General features: G+C 44.1%; 19 protein-coding genes and 1 tRNA gene. 15 read left to right on the top strand and 5 right to left on the bottom strand.

What is annotated here, in order from left to right:
- Positions 1–144: 144 nt before the first annotated feature.
- From upp to GPL15_RS08570, 3 genes are all read right to left on the bottom strand, one after another.
- Positions 145–774, bottom strand: coding sequence for a uracil phosphoribosyltransferase (gene upp, locus GPL15_RS08560; RefSeq protein ID WP_215697994.1), 630 nt, complete (start codon positions 772–774; stop codon positions 145–147).
- Positions 775–805: 31 nt separating this feature from the next.
- The gene (locus GPL15_RS08565) at positions 806–2,134 is read right to left on the bottom strand and encodes a uracil-xanthine permease family protein (protein ID WP_215697996.1); all 1,329 of its coding nucleotides are present in this window, start codon (positions 2,132–2,134) and stop codon (positions 806–808) included.
- A gap of 73 nt (positions 2,135–2,207) precedes the next feature.
- Entirely contained in the window at positions 2,208–3,026 is an 819-nt protein-coding gene (locus GPL15_RS08570) for a DUF4163 domain-containing protein (protein ID WP_215697998.1), read from the bottom strand.
- A gap of 166 nt (positions 3,027–3,192) precedes the next feature.
- On the opposite strand from GPL15_RS08570, the gene GPL15_RS08575 reads away from it, so the two are divergent.
- Positions 3,193–3,549, top strand: a complete 357-nt coding sequence (locus tag GPL15_RS08575; protein WP_215698000.1) for a hypothetical protein — start codon at positions 3,193–3,195, stop codon at positions 3,547–3,549.
- A gap of 252 nt (positions 3,550–3,801) precedes the next feature.
- Positions 3,802–4,050 carry a hypothetical protein gene (locus tag GPL15_RS08580; protein WP_215698002.1) on the top strand — a complete coding sequence of 83 codons (249 nt, stop codon included), beginning with the start codon at positions 3,802–3,804 and terminating at the stop codon, positions 4,048–4,050.
- Between the two features lie 92 nt (positions 4,051–4,142).
- Here the strand turns inward: GPL15_RS08580 and GPL15_RS08585 are convergent, their stop codons facing one another.
- Positions 4,143–4,400, bottom strand: a complete 258-nt coding sequence (locus tag GPL15_RS08585) for a hypothetical protein (protein ID WP_215698004.1) — start codon at positions 4,398–4,400, stop codon at positions 4,143–4,145.
- A gap of 218 nt (positions 4,401–4,618) precedes the next feature.
- On the opposite strand from GPL15_RS08585, the gene GPL15_RS08590 reads away from it, so the two are divergent.
- The 11 genes from GPL15_RS08590 (at position 4,619) to GPL15_RS08640 (ending at position 13,754) form a co-directional block, all read left to right on the top strand.
- A complete protein-coding gene (locus tag GPL15_RS08590; protein ID WP_215698006.1) occupies positions 4,619–5,545 on the top strand; it encodes a hypothetical protein in 927 nt (308 codons plus the stop codon).
- Positions 5,546–5,668: 123 nt separating this feature from the next.
- Positions 5,669–6,256 carry an RNA polymerase sigma factor gene (locus GPL15_RS08595; protein WP_215698008.1) on the top strand — a complete coding sequence of 196 codons (588 nt, stop codon included), beginning with the start codon at positions 5,669–5,671 and terminating at the stop codon, positions 6,254–6,256.
- Positions 6,253–7,662, top strand: coding sequence for a hypothetical protein (locus tag GPL15_RS08600; RefSeq protein WP_215698010.1), 1,410 nt, complete (start codon positions 6,253–6,255; stop codon positions 7,660–7,662). Before GPL15_RS08595 ends, GPL15_RS08600 begins: the two co-directional genes overlap by 4 nt.
- A 122-nt stretch (positions 7,663–7,784) precedes the next feature.
- Positions 7,785–8,615, top strand: a complete 831-nt coding sequence (locus GPL15_RS08605; RefSeq protein WP_215698012.1) for a class I SAM-dependent methyltransferase — start codon at positions 7,785–7,787, stop codon at positions 8,613–8,615.
- A gap of 234 nt (positions 8,616–8,849) precedes the next feature.
- Complete coding sequence (gene cutA / locus GPL15_RS08610; protein ID WP_215698014.1) at positions 8,850–9,185, top strand: divalent cation tolerance protein CutA; 336 nt, start codon at positions 8,850–8,852, stop codon at positions 9,183–9,185.
- A 52-nt stretch (positions 9,186–9,237) separates the two neighbouring features.
- Entirely contained in the window at positions 9,238–9,567 is a 330-nt protein-coding gene (locus tag GPL15_RS08615; protein WP_215698016.1) for a hypothetical protein, read from the top strand.
- On the top strand, positions 9,564–10,187 hold the full coding sequence (locus GPL15_RS08620) for a hypothetical protein (RefSeq protein WP_215698018.1): 624 nt from the start codon (positions 9,564–9,566) through the stop codon (positions 10,185–10,187). Before GPL15_RS08615 ends, GPL15_RS08620 begins: the two co-directional genes overlap by 4 nt.
- 129 nt (positions 10,188–10,316) lie before the next feature.
- A complete protein-coding gene (locus GPL15_RS08625) occupies positions 10,317–11,819 on the top strand; it encodes an immunoglobulin-like domain-containing protein (RefSeq protein WP_215698020.1) in 1,503 nt (500 codons plus the stop codon).
- A 99-nt stretch (positions 11,820–11,918) separates the two neighbouring features.
- Entirely contained in the window at positions 11,919–12,329 is a 411-nt protein-coding gene (locus tag GPL15_RS08630) for a ribonuclease Z (RefSeq protein WP_215698022.1), read from the top strand.
- On the top strand, positions 12,326–13,342 hold the full coding sequence (locus GPL15_RS08635; protein WP_346344920.1) for a DNA/RNA non-specific endonuclease: 1,017 nt from the start codon (positions 12,326–12,328) through the stop codon (positions 13,340–13,342). Before GPL15_RS08630 ends, GPL15_RS08635 begins: the two co-directional genes overlap by 4 nt.
- An 82-nt stretch (positions 13,343–13,424) precedes the next feature.
- On the top strand, positions 13,425–13,754 hold the full coding sequence (locus GPL15_RS08640) for a hypothetical protein (protein WP_215698024.1): 330 nt from the start codon (positions 13,425–13,427) through the stop codon (positions 13,752–13,754).
- A gap of 263 nt (positions 13,755–14,017) precedes the next feature.
- On the opposite strand, the gene GPL15_RS08645 is transcribed toward GPL15_RS08640, so the two are convergent.
- A tRNA-Leu gene (locus GPL15_RS08645) sits at positions 14,018–14,100 on the bottom strand.
- A 123-nt stretch (positions 14,101–14,223) separates the two neighbouring features.
- Here GPL15_RS08645 and GPL15_RS08650 point away from each other — a divergent pair.
- Entirely contained in the window at positions 14,224–14,571 is a 348-nt protein-coding gene (locus GPL15_RS08650; RefSeq protein WP_215698026.1) for a zf-HC2 domain-containing protein, read from the top strand.
- A 174-nt stretch (positions 14,572–14,745) separates the two neighbouring features.
- Positions 14,746–17,382, top strand: a complete 2,637-nt coding sequence (gene polA, locus GPL15_RS08655) for a DNA polymerase I (protein WP_215698028.1) — start codon at positions 14,746–14,748, stop codon at positions 17,380–17,382.
- Positions 17,383–17,394 lie beyond the last annotated feature (12 nt).

Here is a 17,394-nt window from a genome sequence, read left to right on the forward strand (position 1 = left end):
GCACTGTCTTTTTTCGTCCTTGAAGGCCTTAGTATTTCTTAGGGTCGGAATCCGCCCCCCAATTCCTCTCATCCACGGCCCCCTGCCCCAGATTCCCCGTCTTCATGGCGTAACTTCTGTCAATTCGTTAAATAAAGATTTTTCCTATTTAGTTCCAAAAATCCTATCCCCCGCGTCTCCAAGTCCCGGGCAGATATAAGCATTTTCATTTAACTCACGGTCCACATGTCCAATATAAATCTGGATGTCGGGATGAGCTTCCTGCAGGCGGGCAACGCCTTCGGGAGCAGCGATAATACACATGAATTTAATATGTCTGCCGCCATGCTGCTTTATGAAATCTACGGCTGAAACAGCAGAACCGCCGGTTGCCAGCATGGGGTCCGTGACTACGATTGTGCGTTGTTCGATGGGGTTTGGAAGTTTGCAGTAGTATTCGTGGGGTTCATGTGTTACTTCGTCACGGTACAGACCGATATGGCCTACTTTTGCAGAAGGAACCAGAGCCAAGATGCCGTTTACCATGCCAAGACCTGCTCTGAGAATCGGAACAACGGCCAGTTTTTTGCCTGCAATCATTGGAGTCATGCAGGTTTCAAGAGGAGTTTCCACCTCTACATCTTTTAACGGAAGATCCCTTAATGCTTCATAGCCCATCAACATGGCAATTTCTTCTGTTAAAGAACGGAATTCATTGGTTCCGGTTGCCTTATTTCTCAGGATTGAAATTTTGTGCTGGATCAGCGGGTGATTGATGATTGTTACGTTTTCCATAGTGCTGTTTCTCCTTTAATAGTTTTTCATGTTATACATTTTTTATCTTATCCGATCCTTTTGGAAGGATTAGGTTCATAAGAACTCCGATTACAACTGCGATAAAGAGACCGGAAATGTTCAGGCTGAAGGAATCAAATTGCAGGGTCAGACCGCCCAGCTGAGCAAATCCAAGGCCGAATACCAGTATTAAACCGACAATGGTCAGATTACGGCTGTGGGTGAAATCCAGGTCGGCTTCTGCTAATGAACGGATGCCCACTGCAGCGATCATGCCGAAAAGCATGACTTCAACGCCGCCTTTAACAGGCCCTGGTATCGTTTGAAGTATGGCGCCCACTTTGCCGAACAAGCCCAGAATGATGGCGAATACGGCGGTCAACCGCAGCAGACGTGGATTGTAGTTTTTGGTAGTTGCCAAAACGCCGGTATTCTCTGAATATGTGGTATTGGCAGGTCCTCCGATGAAGCCTGCAAAAAGAGTTGCCATACCATCCCCTAAAAGAGTTCTGTGGAGTCCCGGATCTTTTAAGAAATCTTTACCAACTACGGTGCTGTTGGTGGTTATATCCCCAATGTGTTCCATAAATGTTACAAGCGCGATGGGCGCAATGGAGAGGATGGCTCCAATATCGAATTTGGGCAGGCTCATAAACGGAACCCCATTTACGTCCGTAGTTTGAAATGGAATGTTGATCCAGGCCGCATTGACGATAGCGGAGAAATCCATGTGGAAAATTCCGGCAAAGGATAAAATGATGCAGAGAAGATATCCACAGGCGATGCCGATCAGTATTGGAACCAGCCTGAAAAACCCTTTTGCGCAGATCGAGCAGAGGATTACCACAAACAGGGTGAATAATGCAATTGCCAGATTCAGGCCGACTTCAGGGGTTAAACCGTCGGCTAAACCTAAGTTTCCTGTAGCGTCACCGATGGCGGTTCCTGCTAAGTTAATACCGATTACCACGATAACAGGTCCAGTTACTACCGGAGGGAATATCCGTTTGATTTTATCAGCGCCGATTCCATAGGCGATGGCTGAGAAGAGCAGATAGACCAGACCGGCAAAAATAATTCCACCCTGTGCTAAAGGAACATTTTCCGGGATGATGGTGCCTTCGGGACGGATCACTGAACTGACTGCAGCCAGAAATGCGAAGGAAGATCCAAGGAAAACAGGAACCTTAAATTTAGTACAGAGGTGGAAAATTAATGTTCCGGCGCCGGCAGAAAATAATGCGAGCGATGGGTTTAAACCGGTTAGAAGAGGAACTAATACAGTTGCGCCGAACATGGCGAACAAATGTTGAATACTTAGTAAATAGTCCCTGGAAGTCAATTTCTTTGAGTCATTCATATTCAATACCCCTTTTTAATAATAGTTTGCATACATCTTTGACATTCTATCAAAAAAAGGGACAAATATCAATCTATTTCGACTCAGTTACGAATTTAATTACAGCATAATCACCAAGGGCATGAGGTACGGGGATGGAAAAATATACAACTCCCTGGTTTTCATAGCTGAAGGATTCCGGAAACGCATCAGAATTACCAAAATCAGCTTTATTGAACAGTTCTGTATAGTAGTCGATGGTCTGTGTATTTTTGTATTCCATCAGTGATTTTTCCAGCTCTGCGCTCACATTATAGAACGTGCAGTCGCTGGAAAGCACATATCCGGCCATGGTATAGGCGTCGGAATAATCGTTGAATCCTAAATTGGTACCTTTGGACAGATCCACTGTGTTTGTGTAAAAAACATTGACCGGATAGGCTGCGTTCTCAGCCGCATAAGTACCTGTGTAAGTGGCGGTCATGCGTTTGCGGTCGATAGAAATAATTTTGCATTTGATATTGACTGCTGTGGATGCCTCATCCATGTCATTTTCTTTGACTAGGGCGGTTGCGTTGGTTTTGAGCAGTTCATTGATCTTTTTTTCTTTTTCAGCATCCCCGATGTTGGATACCACCGGATATTCGATGGTGACTTTACCGGAAGTATATTTGCTGATATCGGCTTTGACGGCCGGTTTTGCTTCTTTGTCTGATTCTGAAGTGCTGTTTGATTCTTTTGTTCCCGGCGCTTCTGTTTCTATCGTCGGCTCTGCCATGGTTTCCCGGGTGGTTTCCGGAGCTGCTGTTGTATGTATGGTTGAAAGATCGATCTTTTCATGTTTTGCTTTGCAGCCGGCCAGCAAGGTGGTGCAGGATAAGGCCAGTAAAAGAATGAAAGCCGCTTTTTTCATAGGGAACCCCTCCTTTTCATTTGTAATGATTGTTTTTATTATAGCTTACATTTATGGATTTCGTTTGATGTTTTTCTTACGAAATATTTAATGTTTACAAAGAACGGATTGCATTTGAAGGGAAAACCACGTAAACTGATGGTACATTAATAAGGAGGCGATGGTTTTGAAAGAAGGAAAGGGATGCCGCGTTAAAGTGGTTCATAAATTAAATGATTTTTCAGAGGATTACCAGGAAGGCGATCTATTTACCGTGGAGGATACCTGGTATGGCGGCGTCCATGTCAGATCCCTGTCCGGCATACCGGTTTCCCTCTGCAGAGAGGAATATGAAATAGTGGATGAGGAAGAATCCGGCCACTGCGCGGTCTGCGGGGGCAGAAAAGCATGGATGGAAAAGGACGGATGTGCTGTTAAGATAAATGAGAACGGTGATATTTTTGTGAGTTTTAAGGACGGTACCATATTGTCCGGAACGGTAAAATACTGTCCGGAATGCGGGCGCAGAATGAAGGACATCTAAACTTGTCATATTTTTCTTCTCAATGGCATAAGATTTATTATAAAGACCTGAAAGGAGATAGCTATGACCATCTATCCTGTGTGTACGAATCTTTTAAAATACCGTTTTTACCAAAAGATCACGGAATACTATTATAGGAGAAAAACCAACTGCCCTTGTTTTCTTATGCAGCAGAATAACAGGTGGACCATAGTTACCTTTAATATGTAACGGTCTGATACATTAAAATACTTATTGAAGGAGATACGGGATATGCCAAGAGGAGTTAGAAAATCTGAACTGGAGAAGCTGCAGGATGAACTCACAGAGGTTCAAAATGCAATCGGACAGTATCAGGATGCATTAAAGACAATGAAAGAAAAGGAAAATAATTTGAAAAATCTGATCAGCCAGGAAGAGTTTAAGGCGGTTCAGGCCATGATGGCGGAAAAAGGAATTTCTTTGAATGACTTAAAAGCGATATTGGAAGAGATACCGGCGGAAGAGATGAGAACCGCCTGATAATCCTATTGATTTATTAACAGCAGACATGCTGGAGTGTTAGAACTCCTGCCTGTCTGCTGTTTTTTAATACATTTAATAAAAGAAAGATTTTATTCGACAGGAACTATGGATGCGGGCGAAATGGTTCCGTCAGAACTCTGGCTGGTCTCTATTACAGCAAAATGGGGGCTCCCATCGGCAGTGATTGGTTCGGCTATGGCTATGAATTTATAATTCATTCCATTGACCACCTGGCTGGCAGCCGCTATGGGCAGGTAGGAATAATAGTCCTGCTGTCCGATGGCGCTGTAAAATATATAGTAATCGTAAGGCTGAAGATAAGGCTGATAACTCCATGATCCGGGCATTTTAATACCTCAGAAGGCTTTTTTTGATAGTATATGATGGGATATGGGCAAATGGTACTGTTCTTAGTGAAATAGTGGTTGTTTAAGCAGAAATTCATCGTAAAAAAATTTTAAAAATATATTTTCAGGTGCGATAAAACCGTTAGCCCATTTGTTATATAGGTGTAAGGGCCCAGGAAACAATTAAAATATTATTTTTAAGAAGAGGAGTGTTTGTTATGATGAAAAAATACGTTATATTCGCAGCGGCGGCCGGCATGAGTTCAATGATGATGGTTACGGGGGCATTTGGCGCTCCAAAAGGTACGGGTAAAGAAACACTGAAAATCGAGATTACAACCGAACGTCTGGATGATGTGTTATCGGTTACCCCTTTGAATGAAGCGGCTAAAAAGTTTTTATCAGATTATAAGATCAAAGATGACGATCTGGATGATGTAATCGAGGAGCTGGCGGATAAGATGATTGCTGAAGGCTATTTGGGCAAAAAGCAGGGAAATAATATCCGCATTACGGTAAAAGACGACAGGTTGACGAAGGAAGAGAAGGACCGGGCTGCTAAATTAATAGAAACCTATCTTGATGAACGCCATTTGGACGCGAGAATTGCGGCAGACAGAATTACGGTTGAAGATAAACTGAAAAGAAAAGCGGAAGAATATAAGATATCTGCGGGGAAGATGTACGTTATTCACGAAATCAGAAATAAGAATGACAGATTGAGCGAAAAAGAAATGGCATCTATGGATATGAAAGATCTGATGCGGTTGGCGGATGAAAATGACATTGATTTTGATGCGTTGGATGATATTTATGATGATTTTGATGATGACTGGTTTGATGATGACCGCGATGATGATGACCGCGATGATGATGACCGCGATGATGATGACCGCTACGATGACGACCGCTACGATGACGACCGCGATGATGATGACCGCTACGATGATGACCGCTACGATGACGACCGCGATGATGATGACCGCTACGATGACGACCGCGATGATGATGACCGCGATGATGATGACCGCGATGATGACGACCACGATGATGACCGCTACGATGACGACCGCGATGATGACCACGATGATGACGATCACGATGATGACCGCTACGACGACGATCATGATAGAGATGATGATTAATCTGAATAACTAAAATGATTTTATAAAATGCAGAAATAGCTGATTGAGCTGAAAAAAGATTGTAAACTTCTGCTTTTCCCGTTATGATAGAGCCAAAAGGGCAGGAGAGGGGAATTTTAAAGTATGATATTCTTCATGGTAGTGGGGGAAGAACCGCCTTCAGGATATGGAAATGGGAAAAAAATAGATGAAAGCCTGTTTGAAAGGATAGGGCAGGGTGATAGAAATGCTCTGGAAGAACTCTATATCCTGACGGAACGGGCAGTCTACGCCTATGTTTTTTCCATCCTGAAAAATCCGGAAGATACCCAGGATATTGTGCAGGATACTTATTTAAAAATACGCTCTGCTGCCCATCTGTACCGCCCACAGGGAAAGCCTATGGCATGGATGTTCACGATAGCCCGTAATTTGACGCATAATCATTTGAAAAGAAGTGGAAGGTCTGTATACCTGGATGACGGCGAGTTGGAAAACCGTAAAGATTTTTCCTATATAACCGACCCGACAGACAAGCTGATTTTGGAAGCAGCATTTAAACTGTTGTCGGAAGAAGAACGCCAGATTCTCCTGCTTCATGCCTTATCAGGAATGAAGCATCACGAAATCGCAAAAGGCATGGGAGTGCCTCTGTCAACGGTGCTTTCCCGCTACCAGAGGTCGCTTAAAAAATTAAGAAAGTATTTATCAGGACAGGAGGGGAGCAAATGAACAGGGAAATAGAGGATTCATTAAAACGTTCTATGGAACAGCTGCCCCATCCGTCCTTTGAAAAAATTGCGGATATTCCAGTTATCAGGATGCAGGAACATGATGAGATAACGCGACAGGATAAAAACAGGGTGTATTGGTATCCAAGAGGGCTGGCATTGGCCTGTGCCTGTCTGCTTCTGCTGATTGGAACCGGATGGTTTGCAAACTTCAGAATGATATACAGTATTGTCGATGTGGATGTAAATCCCAGCCTGGAAATTATGGTGAGCCGGAGAGAGAAGGTTTTATCTGTTAAGGCGAAAAACAAGGAGGCTGCCGAGCTTTTGGAAGGACGGAATTACAGAGGATGGGATATTACGGAAATGGTTGAAAGTCTTGTGGATGATCTTGCGCTCCAGGGATATTTGACCGATACAAAAAATGTTATCCTGCTGTCGGTCAACAGTAAGAGCCAAAGAACATACAGTGGACTGCAGTCATCGCTGCCCCAAGCAGTTTCCGGGGTGTTGGCTGATTACGGGATTGTTCCCAAACTTTTTATGCAGAAACTGGATGTGGATAAAGAGATGGAGAAGCAGGCAGAACAGTATCATATCTCCTTGGGAAGGCAGCAGCTCATTAGTCTCATGATGAAACAGGATCCTTCGCTGAAAGAAGAGGAGCTTGCATGTTTGAAGGTTGAAGAACTGGTTGAATTGGCCGAAGTACATGGAATCCGCCTTGACGGAATTGAAGTTTGGCAGGAAGAGAAAGATGGTCTGTCTAAACAGGGGACTAGGGCATCTGAAACGGAAAAAACGCCGGACACGGAATCCGGGAGCCAAAAAGTATGGACGGCTTTACCTCCGGCTGCCGCGCCGGAAACTGTGCCTCCGGCGAGCATGAAACAGGGTGATGACGATAAGTTTGACGACGAAGATGACGATAACGAAAATGACGAAGAGGATGACGATGGGGATAAAAATGGGGAGGATGACGAGGACGAAGATACCGGAGACGAAGATATGGATGAGGAAGACTGGGATGGAAAAACCAGGAGAAGGAAGGATGACCGGGATGATGACGATGAGCATTGGGATGAAGACGATATAGACTGGGATGATGATAAAAATCGTGGTGATGGTTCCGGCAGATCAGATAAGCCGTATGGAGATACTTCGGATGATTCAAATGGCTCAGATCATTCGGATGACAGCGATTCGGATGACAGCGATTCAGACGGCCGGGATTTTGACGGCTCAGTTAATGGTTCCGGCAGATATGACAATTCGGACCGGGACGATGATAGGGAAGATTCCAAGTCAGACGGTTCGGATTCGGACGATTCGGATTCAGATGATTCAGACTCAGATGATTCAGATTCGGATGAAGACGACGAATCCGGCCACGATGATGATGACTGAGTGACGATGGATAGACATTTAATATTAACTTACAGGAGATGATAATTATAAAAAACAACGTAATATTAAATAATAAGAAAAAATGACTATAAGTTAGCCTTCATGAACAAGGAGAAGACATAATGATCAGTGAATTAAGCAGATTTTTGAAGAAACCGCAGCTTTACGCCCCGGGCACAGGCAAATTCTGGGATGACGAGCATATATCACAGGAAATGCTGGCCGCTCATCTGAATCCGGATTTGGATGGGGCGACCCGCAGATATGATTTTATCGATCAATCAGTAAAATGGATTTCTGAAATCGCGCCTCCGTCCCAATATAAAATGCTGCTCGATTTGGGCTGCGGTCCCGGTTTATATGCAGAACGGTTCCATAATGCAGGGTATTCGGTAACGGGAGTGGATTTTTCCAAGCGTTCTATTGAATATGCAAAAGAACAGGCAAAAATGAAAAACCACCCAATTAAATATCATTATCAAAATTATCTGACCATTGATTACACGGAGCAATTTGATGTAATAACATTGATCTATTGTGACTATGCTGTGCTGCCGGTTACAGACAGGCTTCTTTTGCTGAAAAAAGTATATCGGGCATTAAAACCAAACGGCAGGTTTATTTTTGATGTATTTACACCGCGTATGAGACAAAAAGAAAGCCGTTCTTGGCAGTGCTGTGAAACGGGGGGTTTTTGGTGTGAAAGGCCGCATATTTGTTTTGAAGCGGTTTATCAGTATGAGGATGAGGATGCTACTGAACTCCGCCAATGTGTTGTGCTGACGGATGAGACCATAAACTGCTACAATATATGGGATCATTTTTTTACCAGAGAGAAGCTGCTGGCGGAGGTTCAAACTTTTGGTTTTAAAAGTTTTAGCTTTTATGGTGATGTGGCTGGAAAGGAATTTTCGGATACTGGAGAAACCATCTGCGGAGTTTTTACGAAATAAGGTTTTGATGTGTTTACACTGAACAGGCTGTCTATGATACAATGAATTTCATGGACAGCCTGTTTTAAATGATGTTTCTATGAAAAACCGGTTGGAATTAAAAGGAAAAGTATTTTGTTCCATTAAAAGATGAGGCATTGAAAAAAGCTGATATTTACGATCCGGCTATATGCAGGACGGGATTTATGGTTTAAAATATTGATCAAAGAGAAAGTTAGAAAGGTGAAACTGTGTATGGAACCATTTACCAATTGTAAGATAGAAATTTTTATTCCGGAGTCTCATTTAAAGGAGCTGCAGAAAGCCCTTCAGACAGTGGATGCCGGCCACATCGGCAATTATGACAGTTGTATGTCTTACAGCCCGGTGACCGGATGCTGGAGGCCTTTAGAAGGCAGCAGTCCATATATAGGAAGCTGCGGCTCTATCAGTACGGAACCTGAATTAAAGGTGGAGGTCACCTGCCGGACTGAGCGCCTGAAGGATACCATGGCTGCCGTAAAACAGGTCCATCCCTATGAAGAACCGGTTATCAATGTCATTCCATTATATATGACGGGGTTAGAGTAATGGCGTCATTATTAAAAAATAGAATTATGGACAGACAGAAAGGGCTTGATTTATGAAAATATTGAAGAGTATGCGGATGTATCTGTTGTTTATCGCGTTGGATTTTTATCTGGTTCCGGGATTGATTCGGGATACGGGAACTGCTGTCTTAATACTTCTGGTGGTGATACCGTTTTTGTGTTTTCTGTGCTCCGTATTTTACGGTGCAAACCATTCGTTTCATTGGCAGTATGGCGTTATTACAGCGTTGCTTTTTATACCGTCTATATTCCTATATTATAATTCCAGCGCCTGGGTGTATATCATCGGATATGGAGTGATCGCTTTTATTGGAAATTTAATTGGTATGATATTTTATAAACTGCGTGGGGACAGAATATGAAAAAAATAATAAACAGTATCACATTAATTGCTGTCATCTCAGCGCTTTTTACCCTTTCTTCATGCAGCAGAGAGCCCGGGAAACCGGCCATGTATATTGAAAAAGCGGTGTTATCACAGCAGGAGGAGAAAATTGCTCAATTGCTTGGCGCCGAAAGCGGAGCTGGTATTTATGATTTTGTATTGGATGATACGGTGAAATGTATTCAAGTCAATACGTATCAATTATCAGATGGAACCTGGGAGCTGATTTCAGGTGGCGGGGGATGGCAGTTTTCCGACATAAAAGGCAGGCTGGCCCTCAGCTTTGAAAATATCGGAGAAGGGCTGAGAATAGCGGTGCAAAGCGAGAATGACAGCGGATCAATGGAACATTCCACAGATCCCAAGGAAGGGATTACAGAAATGGGGCGCGCAACGTCAATGCTGAACAATCTGAGGGAAATCACTTACGAACAGGAGATTCCTTTAGTCATGCAGATTTTTACTTCCAATAGCTCTGTTTATTCTCTTGATGTGGATTATTTTTTTAAACCTGAAAAATACCAGGAATATGGCTATGAATCCGTTTATGCGGTTACAGTCCGTTTTAGCCAGAAAACAGTTGGTGAACTTGAGTGAAGTGTAAGTATTTTTAAGAAATGGCCTACTTTTATTATTCACTCCCCTTTATTATAATATCTTTAAACAGGTAAATAATAACAAAGCTTTGCCTTTGATCATTGATTTGTTCCGGCGGGGAGGAATATTATGAAGAAAAAATTTATATTAATGATTCTGGCATTGGCAGGGATTCTGGTTATGTCTGGCTGCTTTGAAGGCTTAAAAACAGGAGGAGAAACAACTGGGGATAGCGTATCAGAAGCGGACGGGGCCGCGAAAAAGCTGGCTGATGGGATGGAGAGTGCTGGGAAGGAAAAATCAGGGAAGGAAAAAACAGAGAAGGAAAAAACAGAGAAGGGAAACGCGGAGAAGGAAAAAACAGAAAAGGGAGACGCGGAACCGGAAACCATAAAAGAACTGGTAAAATACGGAGAACGTCCTATGGTTAAGGTGTATTCGGACGGAGAAACGTTTATTCCGATAGAGAATTTCACTTCTTCGGAAACCATACAGACAGATGCAGCCGGCAGCGAGCAGACGGTTTTTGATTGCGGGAGATGGCTGCGGCCGGAGGAAGTCATAGGAATGCCCCAGGTACCGTATGCAGGGGATATGAAACTGGAAGCCAACTGCCCTATATCCCGGATTATATATGGATTTTATGATGAGAATTTTAAACCGGATGGCGAAGGAAAGCAGGAGGCTGAGCGGCTGGATGAGATCATTTTTCCTCACCAGGATATGCTCTATTACGTCGAATTGGATATTACCTGGGAATCTGAAAGCGGGGAAACCGGCTGTCAGTATTTCTTTAAAGTGATCCCGGAAGGGCGTTCTCCAATGCTCACGGTATCCTATGACAAGGATGGCACGATGGTGAAAGTTCCTTCGGGCAAAGGCAAGGGGGCATTTCAGGAGCTGGTGCAGCAGGATAAACTGCAGTATATTCCCATAGGATCTTGGCTGAACTTCGATTTTTCAGATGGTAGTACGCCTGTTTCTGTCAGCCTGTCTGATGTGATACTGGATGAAAGCGGAAATTCCCAATTTCCGTATGCGGAAGAGAAAGTCATCAGTTTACAGGCGGGCACGGATGGATATTCCGCCTATATCGATACAAATTTAAATGTCATGTACTTCCGTTATTCCGAAGCCTATCAGCCTGCCGGAATCATACGAGGTTTTTTGGCGGACTGCAGGTTTGAAGATGGGAGGACGGAAACATATGCGATTGCATTTAAGACGGATGCTGCTTTTGGACTGGGCATGGAGCCTTCCTCTGCATATTTGATGCTGATGTGCGGCACCGGAATTGATGTATTCACCGAAAGCAAACCCCAAAAGGGCCGTGAGGGGCTGGAGCTCATCTTTACCATGTACAGCAACAGCGCCGATGATTTTTCATATGGCGAACAGCCCATGCTCCAGCGGTTTGAGGGGCCTGAATTAAAAGAAATTCCATTTCTTGAAGGAACCGGATGGAACGACATCGCCTATACGCTGGTGGGAAAAAAGAGCGCCGCGGTCAAGGTGAATTTAGAACAGGTCTATGGCCCTCTTGAACCGGGATATTACCGTTTTTCAAAAGTTATAACGAATATGCAGAATGGCCGGTCCCAGACAGTCTCTGCCGATTTTGTAATAAATTAATTTATGGGAGGGGAAGAAAAAATCCCCACCCGTAGTTTTCAGCAACCAGGAGTCGCACGGGTAAAGGGAAGAATACAAATTGAAGGAGAAAATAAAAGTATGACTGCGATCATATGTTTAGATGATGACAATGGAATGATGTTCAATCACCGGCGCCAGAGCCAGGACAGGGAGGTGCGCGCGCGCGTGATGGAGCGGGCCGCCGGGCAAAAATTATGGATGAACGCATATTCTTATAAACAATTTACCGATTGTTCCTCCGAAGGAATCATCGCAGATGAAGGATTTCTGGAAAAAGCGGGAGAAGATGATTATTGTTTTATCGAGGACAGGAACATTATTCCGTATCTGGACCGGATAGAGCGGATCATTTTGTACAAGTGGAACCGCAAATATCCGGCTGATTTTTATTTTACGGTGGAGCTGGAGGGATGGAAACAAAACGGCCGGAAGGATTTTACTGGCTATTCCCATGAAATGATTACGGAAGAGGTCTATACCCGGTTATGATCGGGGCAAATGTTGAAAGGAGATCGGCAAATTTTACCGACATGATTATGACAAAATTAAAAGCTTATTTTATTTCAATTGTTTTGGCAGCAGGAATTCTGTTGACCGGATGCGGGACAGAGAATATGGCGGCAGCCAATCAGATATCTTCTGAGACAAAAACATTTTCTTTGAATGATATTCCTGCTTACACAGGCAGGCCCTATGTTGTTATTCATGACAATGTCCCATTTTTCACAGAAGAGGACATTTCTACGGAATCATTTGAATCATATAGCGATTTAGATGATCTGGGCAGGTGTGGGCCGGCATTTGCCAATATCGGGACCGATTTATTGCCCACTGAAAAAAGGGGGAATATCGGCCAGGTGAAACCCAGCGGCTGGCAGACCGTAAAATATGATTTTGTGGACGGAAAATATCTGTATAACAGATGTCATTTAATTGGTTTTCAATTAACCGCAGAAAATGCCAATGAAGAGAATTTGATTACAGGAACCCGCTATATGAATGTGGAGGGCATGCTGCCATTTGAAAATATGACTGCCGACTATATCAAAGAAACGAAAAACCATGTACTTTACCGGGTTACCCCCATTTTTACCGATGAAAATCTGGTTGCTTCCGGCGTGCTGATGGAGGCCCGGTCGGTGGAAGATGATGGGGAAGGGATTCTCTTTAACGTGTTCGTCTATAATGTCCAGCCCGGAGTTTCCATTGACTATAAAACAGGGGAAAGCCGGCTGTCCGATTCTGATGGGGAACAGACAAAATCTGCAGGAACAGAGGGAACGGATCATGGGGCCGGGGATACAGCAGAACAGAAAGAAGGGAACGGATCGGCTGACAACGCAGAGCATACTTACATATTGAATACCAATTCCCATAAATTCCACCAGCCTTCTTGTTCAGGTGTTGTTAAAATGAAAGAGGAGAATAAGGAGAGCTATACGGGGAATCGGGATGAACTGATATCCCAGGGATATTCTCCGTGTGGTATTTGTAAACCGTAGGTAAGACAGTGGGATTCTCATTTTGAAATATTCAGGCTGTTTCAGGCTCTGGCTTTCTTTTCATTAAATGGAGGAAGAGAAGATGAACAAACATGGAGAAAACTGGCCGGTAACAAATTTTGACAAAGAAAAAATAATAAGTATGATCGAAGATCAGATGGCGGAGGGAACGGACTTTAATGAATTAGTTTGTGATTTTAAGTATGGATGCAATGACTGTTTAGTACAGATTAAACATATCAAGTCAGTAGGAAAATTTGAAGTTAATGTTGGGGTAGTGTGTTCTGATCCGGCCTATATGACAACCATGTCCTGTACGAGAAGCAGGGATCTGGAAACGATTCTGGATTTTTTTAAAGGGGAAGGGTGTGAGCGAATCATAATGGGGTATGTGGACTTGATTATTGATTAAGGGAAATGAATCTCAGCATGGCAGCTAAGAGACAAACTTAGATTACAATTTCAGATTACAATTTGAAATCGTAGAAAAGAAAATCTCATAATAACTAATACATAAAGGTGTAAAGTCTATGGGGATAAAAGGCTTTACACCTTTTTAAATATGCTGGACAGATAACAGCTTCAAAGGCAATTATAAACTTTGTGTAAAGAAAAAAGCCTCAAAAACCTAGTAAAATCAAGGCTTTCAAGACTTTCTCCCTGCCAAGGGTGTAATGCCGGCCGCGGGACTTGAACCCGCACGATGTTGCCATCAATGGATTTTGAGTCCACCTCGTCTGCCATTCCGACAGGCCGGCTTATTGCTCTCGTGCAACGTTCATTATTCTATCACAGGATTTTCCATTTGGCAAGTCTTTTCGTTGAAAAAAAATGAAAATTATTGTATGATAGGTACAGACTTTTGAAAGGCGGTGCAGCAGATGACCTGTAGGGAAGCGGAAGCTTTGGTAATGCCATATATACGTAATCAGCTGACGGATGAAGAATTGGAAGGCTTTTTGGAACATATTGAAGAATGTGCGAATTGCCGGGAAGAATTGGAGATATATTATACAGTAGAAGTCGGTATCCGGCAGTTAGACACCGATACCGGGAGTTATAATATTAAAGGGGCGCTGGAAGCGGCAATTACGGCATCGAAGCAGCGGCTGTACAGTGTGATGCTGGTGAAGATCATGAAGTATGCGGTCAATACGCTGTGCGTTATGAGCTTGATAGTTATATTTTTGCTGCAGTTCAGGATATGGATACAGCAGGGGATATTTTAGGCTTTCATTTAACATGAAGGGTGAAGGCATTTTCAAAAATGCCTTCACGTTTTAATGTTAACCCCGAAGGCATTTTCGAAAATGCCTTCACCCTTCACGTAACACCCCTTCATGCACCCTCTCATGTTATATATCATTATGTTAAAAATCACAAGAAAACAGGAGACAACACCTATGAGCAAATTGATCTTAATAGACGGATTCAGCATCTTAAACCGTGCCTTTTACGGCATTCCGGAGCTGACGAATTCAGAAGGCCTCCATACAAACGCCGTTTATGGATTCCTCAACATCATGTTCAAAATACTGGAAGAAGAAAAGGCAGACCATCTGGCAGTCGCCTTTGATTTGAAAGAGCCCACGTTCCGCCACGAAATGTATGAGGAATACAAAGGAACCAGAAAACCCATGCCGGAAGAGCTTTTGGAGCAGGTTCCGGTTTTAAAGGAAGTTTTAACTTCTATGGGAGTTCCCACGGTATCCCTGCCGGGGTATGAAGCGGATGATGTTCTGGGAACCCTGGCGAAGAAAAATGCGGCTATGGGCGTGGAAGTCTCCGTAGTTTCCGGAGACCGGGATCTGCTGCAGCTAGCTGATACCGGAATCAAAATCCGGATTCCCAAGACCAACCGGGCCGGTACAGAGATCCATGATTATTATCCCGAGGACGTGAAGCGGGAATATCTGGTGACGCCGACGGAATTCATCGATGTTAAGGCGCTGATGGGAGACAGTTCCGACAACATACCTGGCGTGCCTTCTATCGGTGAAAAGACGGCCACCAGCCTGATTGCCGCCTATGGATCGATTGAAAATGCGTATGAGCATATTGACGAGATTAAGCCGCCCAGAGCCCAGAAGGCGCTGAAGGAGCACTACGATATGGCGCAGCTCAGCAAAACACTGGCAACGATCTGCATTGACTGTCCGGTGGAGTTTTCATTGGAAGACGCGAAAATCGGCAATCTGTATACCCCGGAAGCTTATCAGATCATGAAACGGCTGGAATTTAAATCCATGATTGCCAGGTTCGGGGAAGATGCCATAGAAACCAATGATGAGGAAAATCATTTTAAAATGATCGATGATTTTTCAGAGGCGGAGCAGATTTGGAATAAGGCAGTAAAAGCAGAGCGCGCAGGGCTGCAGTTAGTACAGGGGGCGTCCGGCAACGCGGGGCTGGCCATTTGTTTTGGTGAGGAAGACTGTTATGTGATCGCTGCTTCCGGTTTCATCAGCATGGATTATTTATATGATAAGGTCAGGGAGTTATGCGGGCGGATCCCCCTTGTCAGCGTGCTGAATCTGAAAAAACAACTGCCGTATTTAAAACTGGATTATGACAGCCCGGCCTTTGATGCAGGTGTGGCCGGATATCTGCTGAATCCATTAAAGGACACCTATGATTACGATGATCTGGCAAGGGATTATCTGGGCATGACGGTGCCTTCCAAGATGGACTTGCTGGGGAAAAATGATTTGGGCAAAGCCTTATCCGATGGGGAGGCAGGCGCGGTGACCTGTTGTTGTTATATGGGATATATCGCATGGAAAGCCGCCCCGGTTCTCATCGATAAGTTAAAAGAAACAGGGATGTATGAACTGTTTACAGATATTGAAATGCCGTTGATTTACAGCCTTTACCACATGGAAGCCGCCGGAGTCAAGGTGGAAAAAGAGGCTTTGAAGGAATACGGGGATAAGCTGAAAGTAAAGATTGCCAAATTGGAGCAGGAAATTTACGATCTGGCAGGGGAGCAGTTTAACATCAATTCGCCCAAACAACTGGGTGAGGTTTTGTTTGACCACATGAAACTACCCCATGGAAAAAAGACGAAAACCGGTTATTCCACGGCAGCCGATGTGCTGGAAAAACTGGCGGTTGACTATCCTGTTGTCCAAATGATCCTGGATTACCGCCAGCTCACAAAACTGAATTCCACGTATGCGGAAGGGCTGGCCAATTATATTGGAGAAGACGGCCGGATTCACGGAACATTTAACCAGACCATCACGGCTACCGGGCGGATCAGCAGTACGGAACCCAATCTGCAGAACATCCCGATCCGCATGGAACTGGGACGTGCCATTCGTAAAGTCTTTGTGCCGGAAGAGGGCTATGTGTTTGTGGATGCCGACTACTCCCAGATTGAACTTCGTATTCTGGCCCACATGTCCGGGGATGACAGGCTGATAAACGCCTACCGGGATGCCCAGGATATCCATGCGATTACGGCGTCGGAAGTATTCCATACTCCGCTTGAAGAAGTGACGCCTCTGCAGAGGAGAAATGCAAAGGCGGTGAACTTCGGAATCGTCTATGGAATCAGCGCATTTGGCTTGAGCGAGGATTTGAGCATTTCCAGGAAAGAAGCGGTGGAGTATATCAATAAATATTTTGAAACCTACCCCGGTGTTAAAGAATTTCTGGACAAATTGGTATCTGAAGGGAAGGAGCAGGGGTATGTATCCAGCCTCTTTGGAAGAAGGCGCCCGATTCCGGAATTGAAATCCGCCAACTTCATGCAGCGTTCGTTTGGAGAACGGGTTGCCATGAATTCCCCGATTCAGGGAACGGCAGCGGATATTATGAAAATCGCCATGATCGCAGTGGATAAAGAACTTCGGTCCCAAAATATGAAATCCAGAATCGTGCTCCAGGTTCATGATGAACTGTTGGTTGAAACGTATTTGGATGAAAAGGATGCGGTAATCTCCATTTTAGAAGACAAAATGAAGCACGCAGCCGAGTTAAAGGTGACATTGGAAGTGGAAGCCCATGACGGATTAACCTGGTTTGACGCGAAATAATATTACAGAATT

Source organism: Clostridium sp. MCC353 (assembly GCF_018785315.1).
In the GTDB taxonomy this organism is placed as follows: Bacteria; Bacillota; Clostridia; order Lachnospirales; family Lachnospiraceae; genus CHH4-2.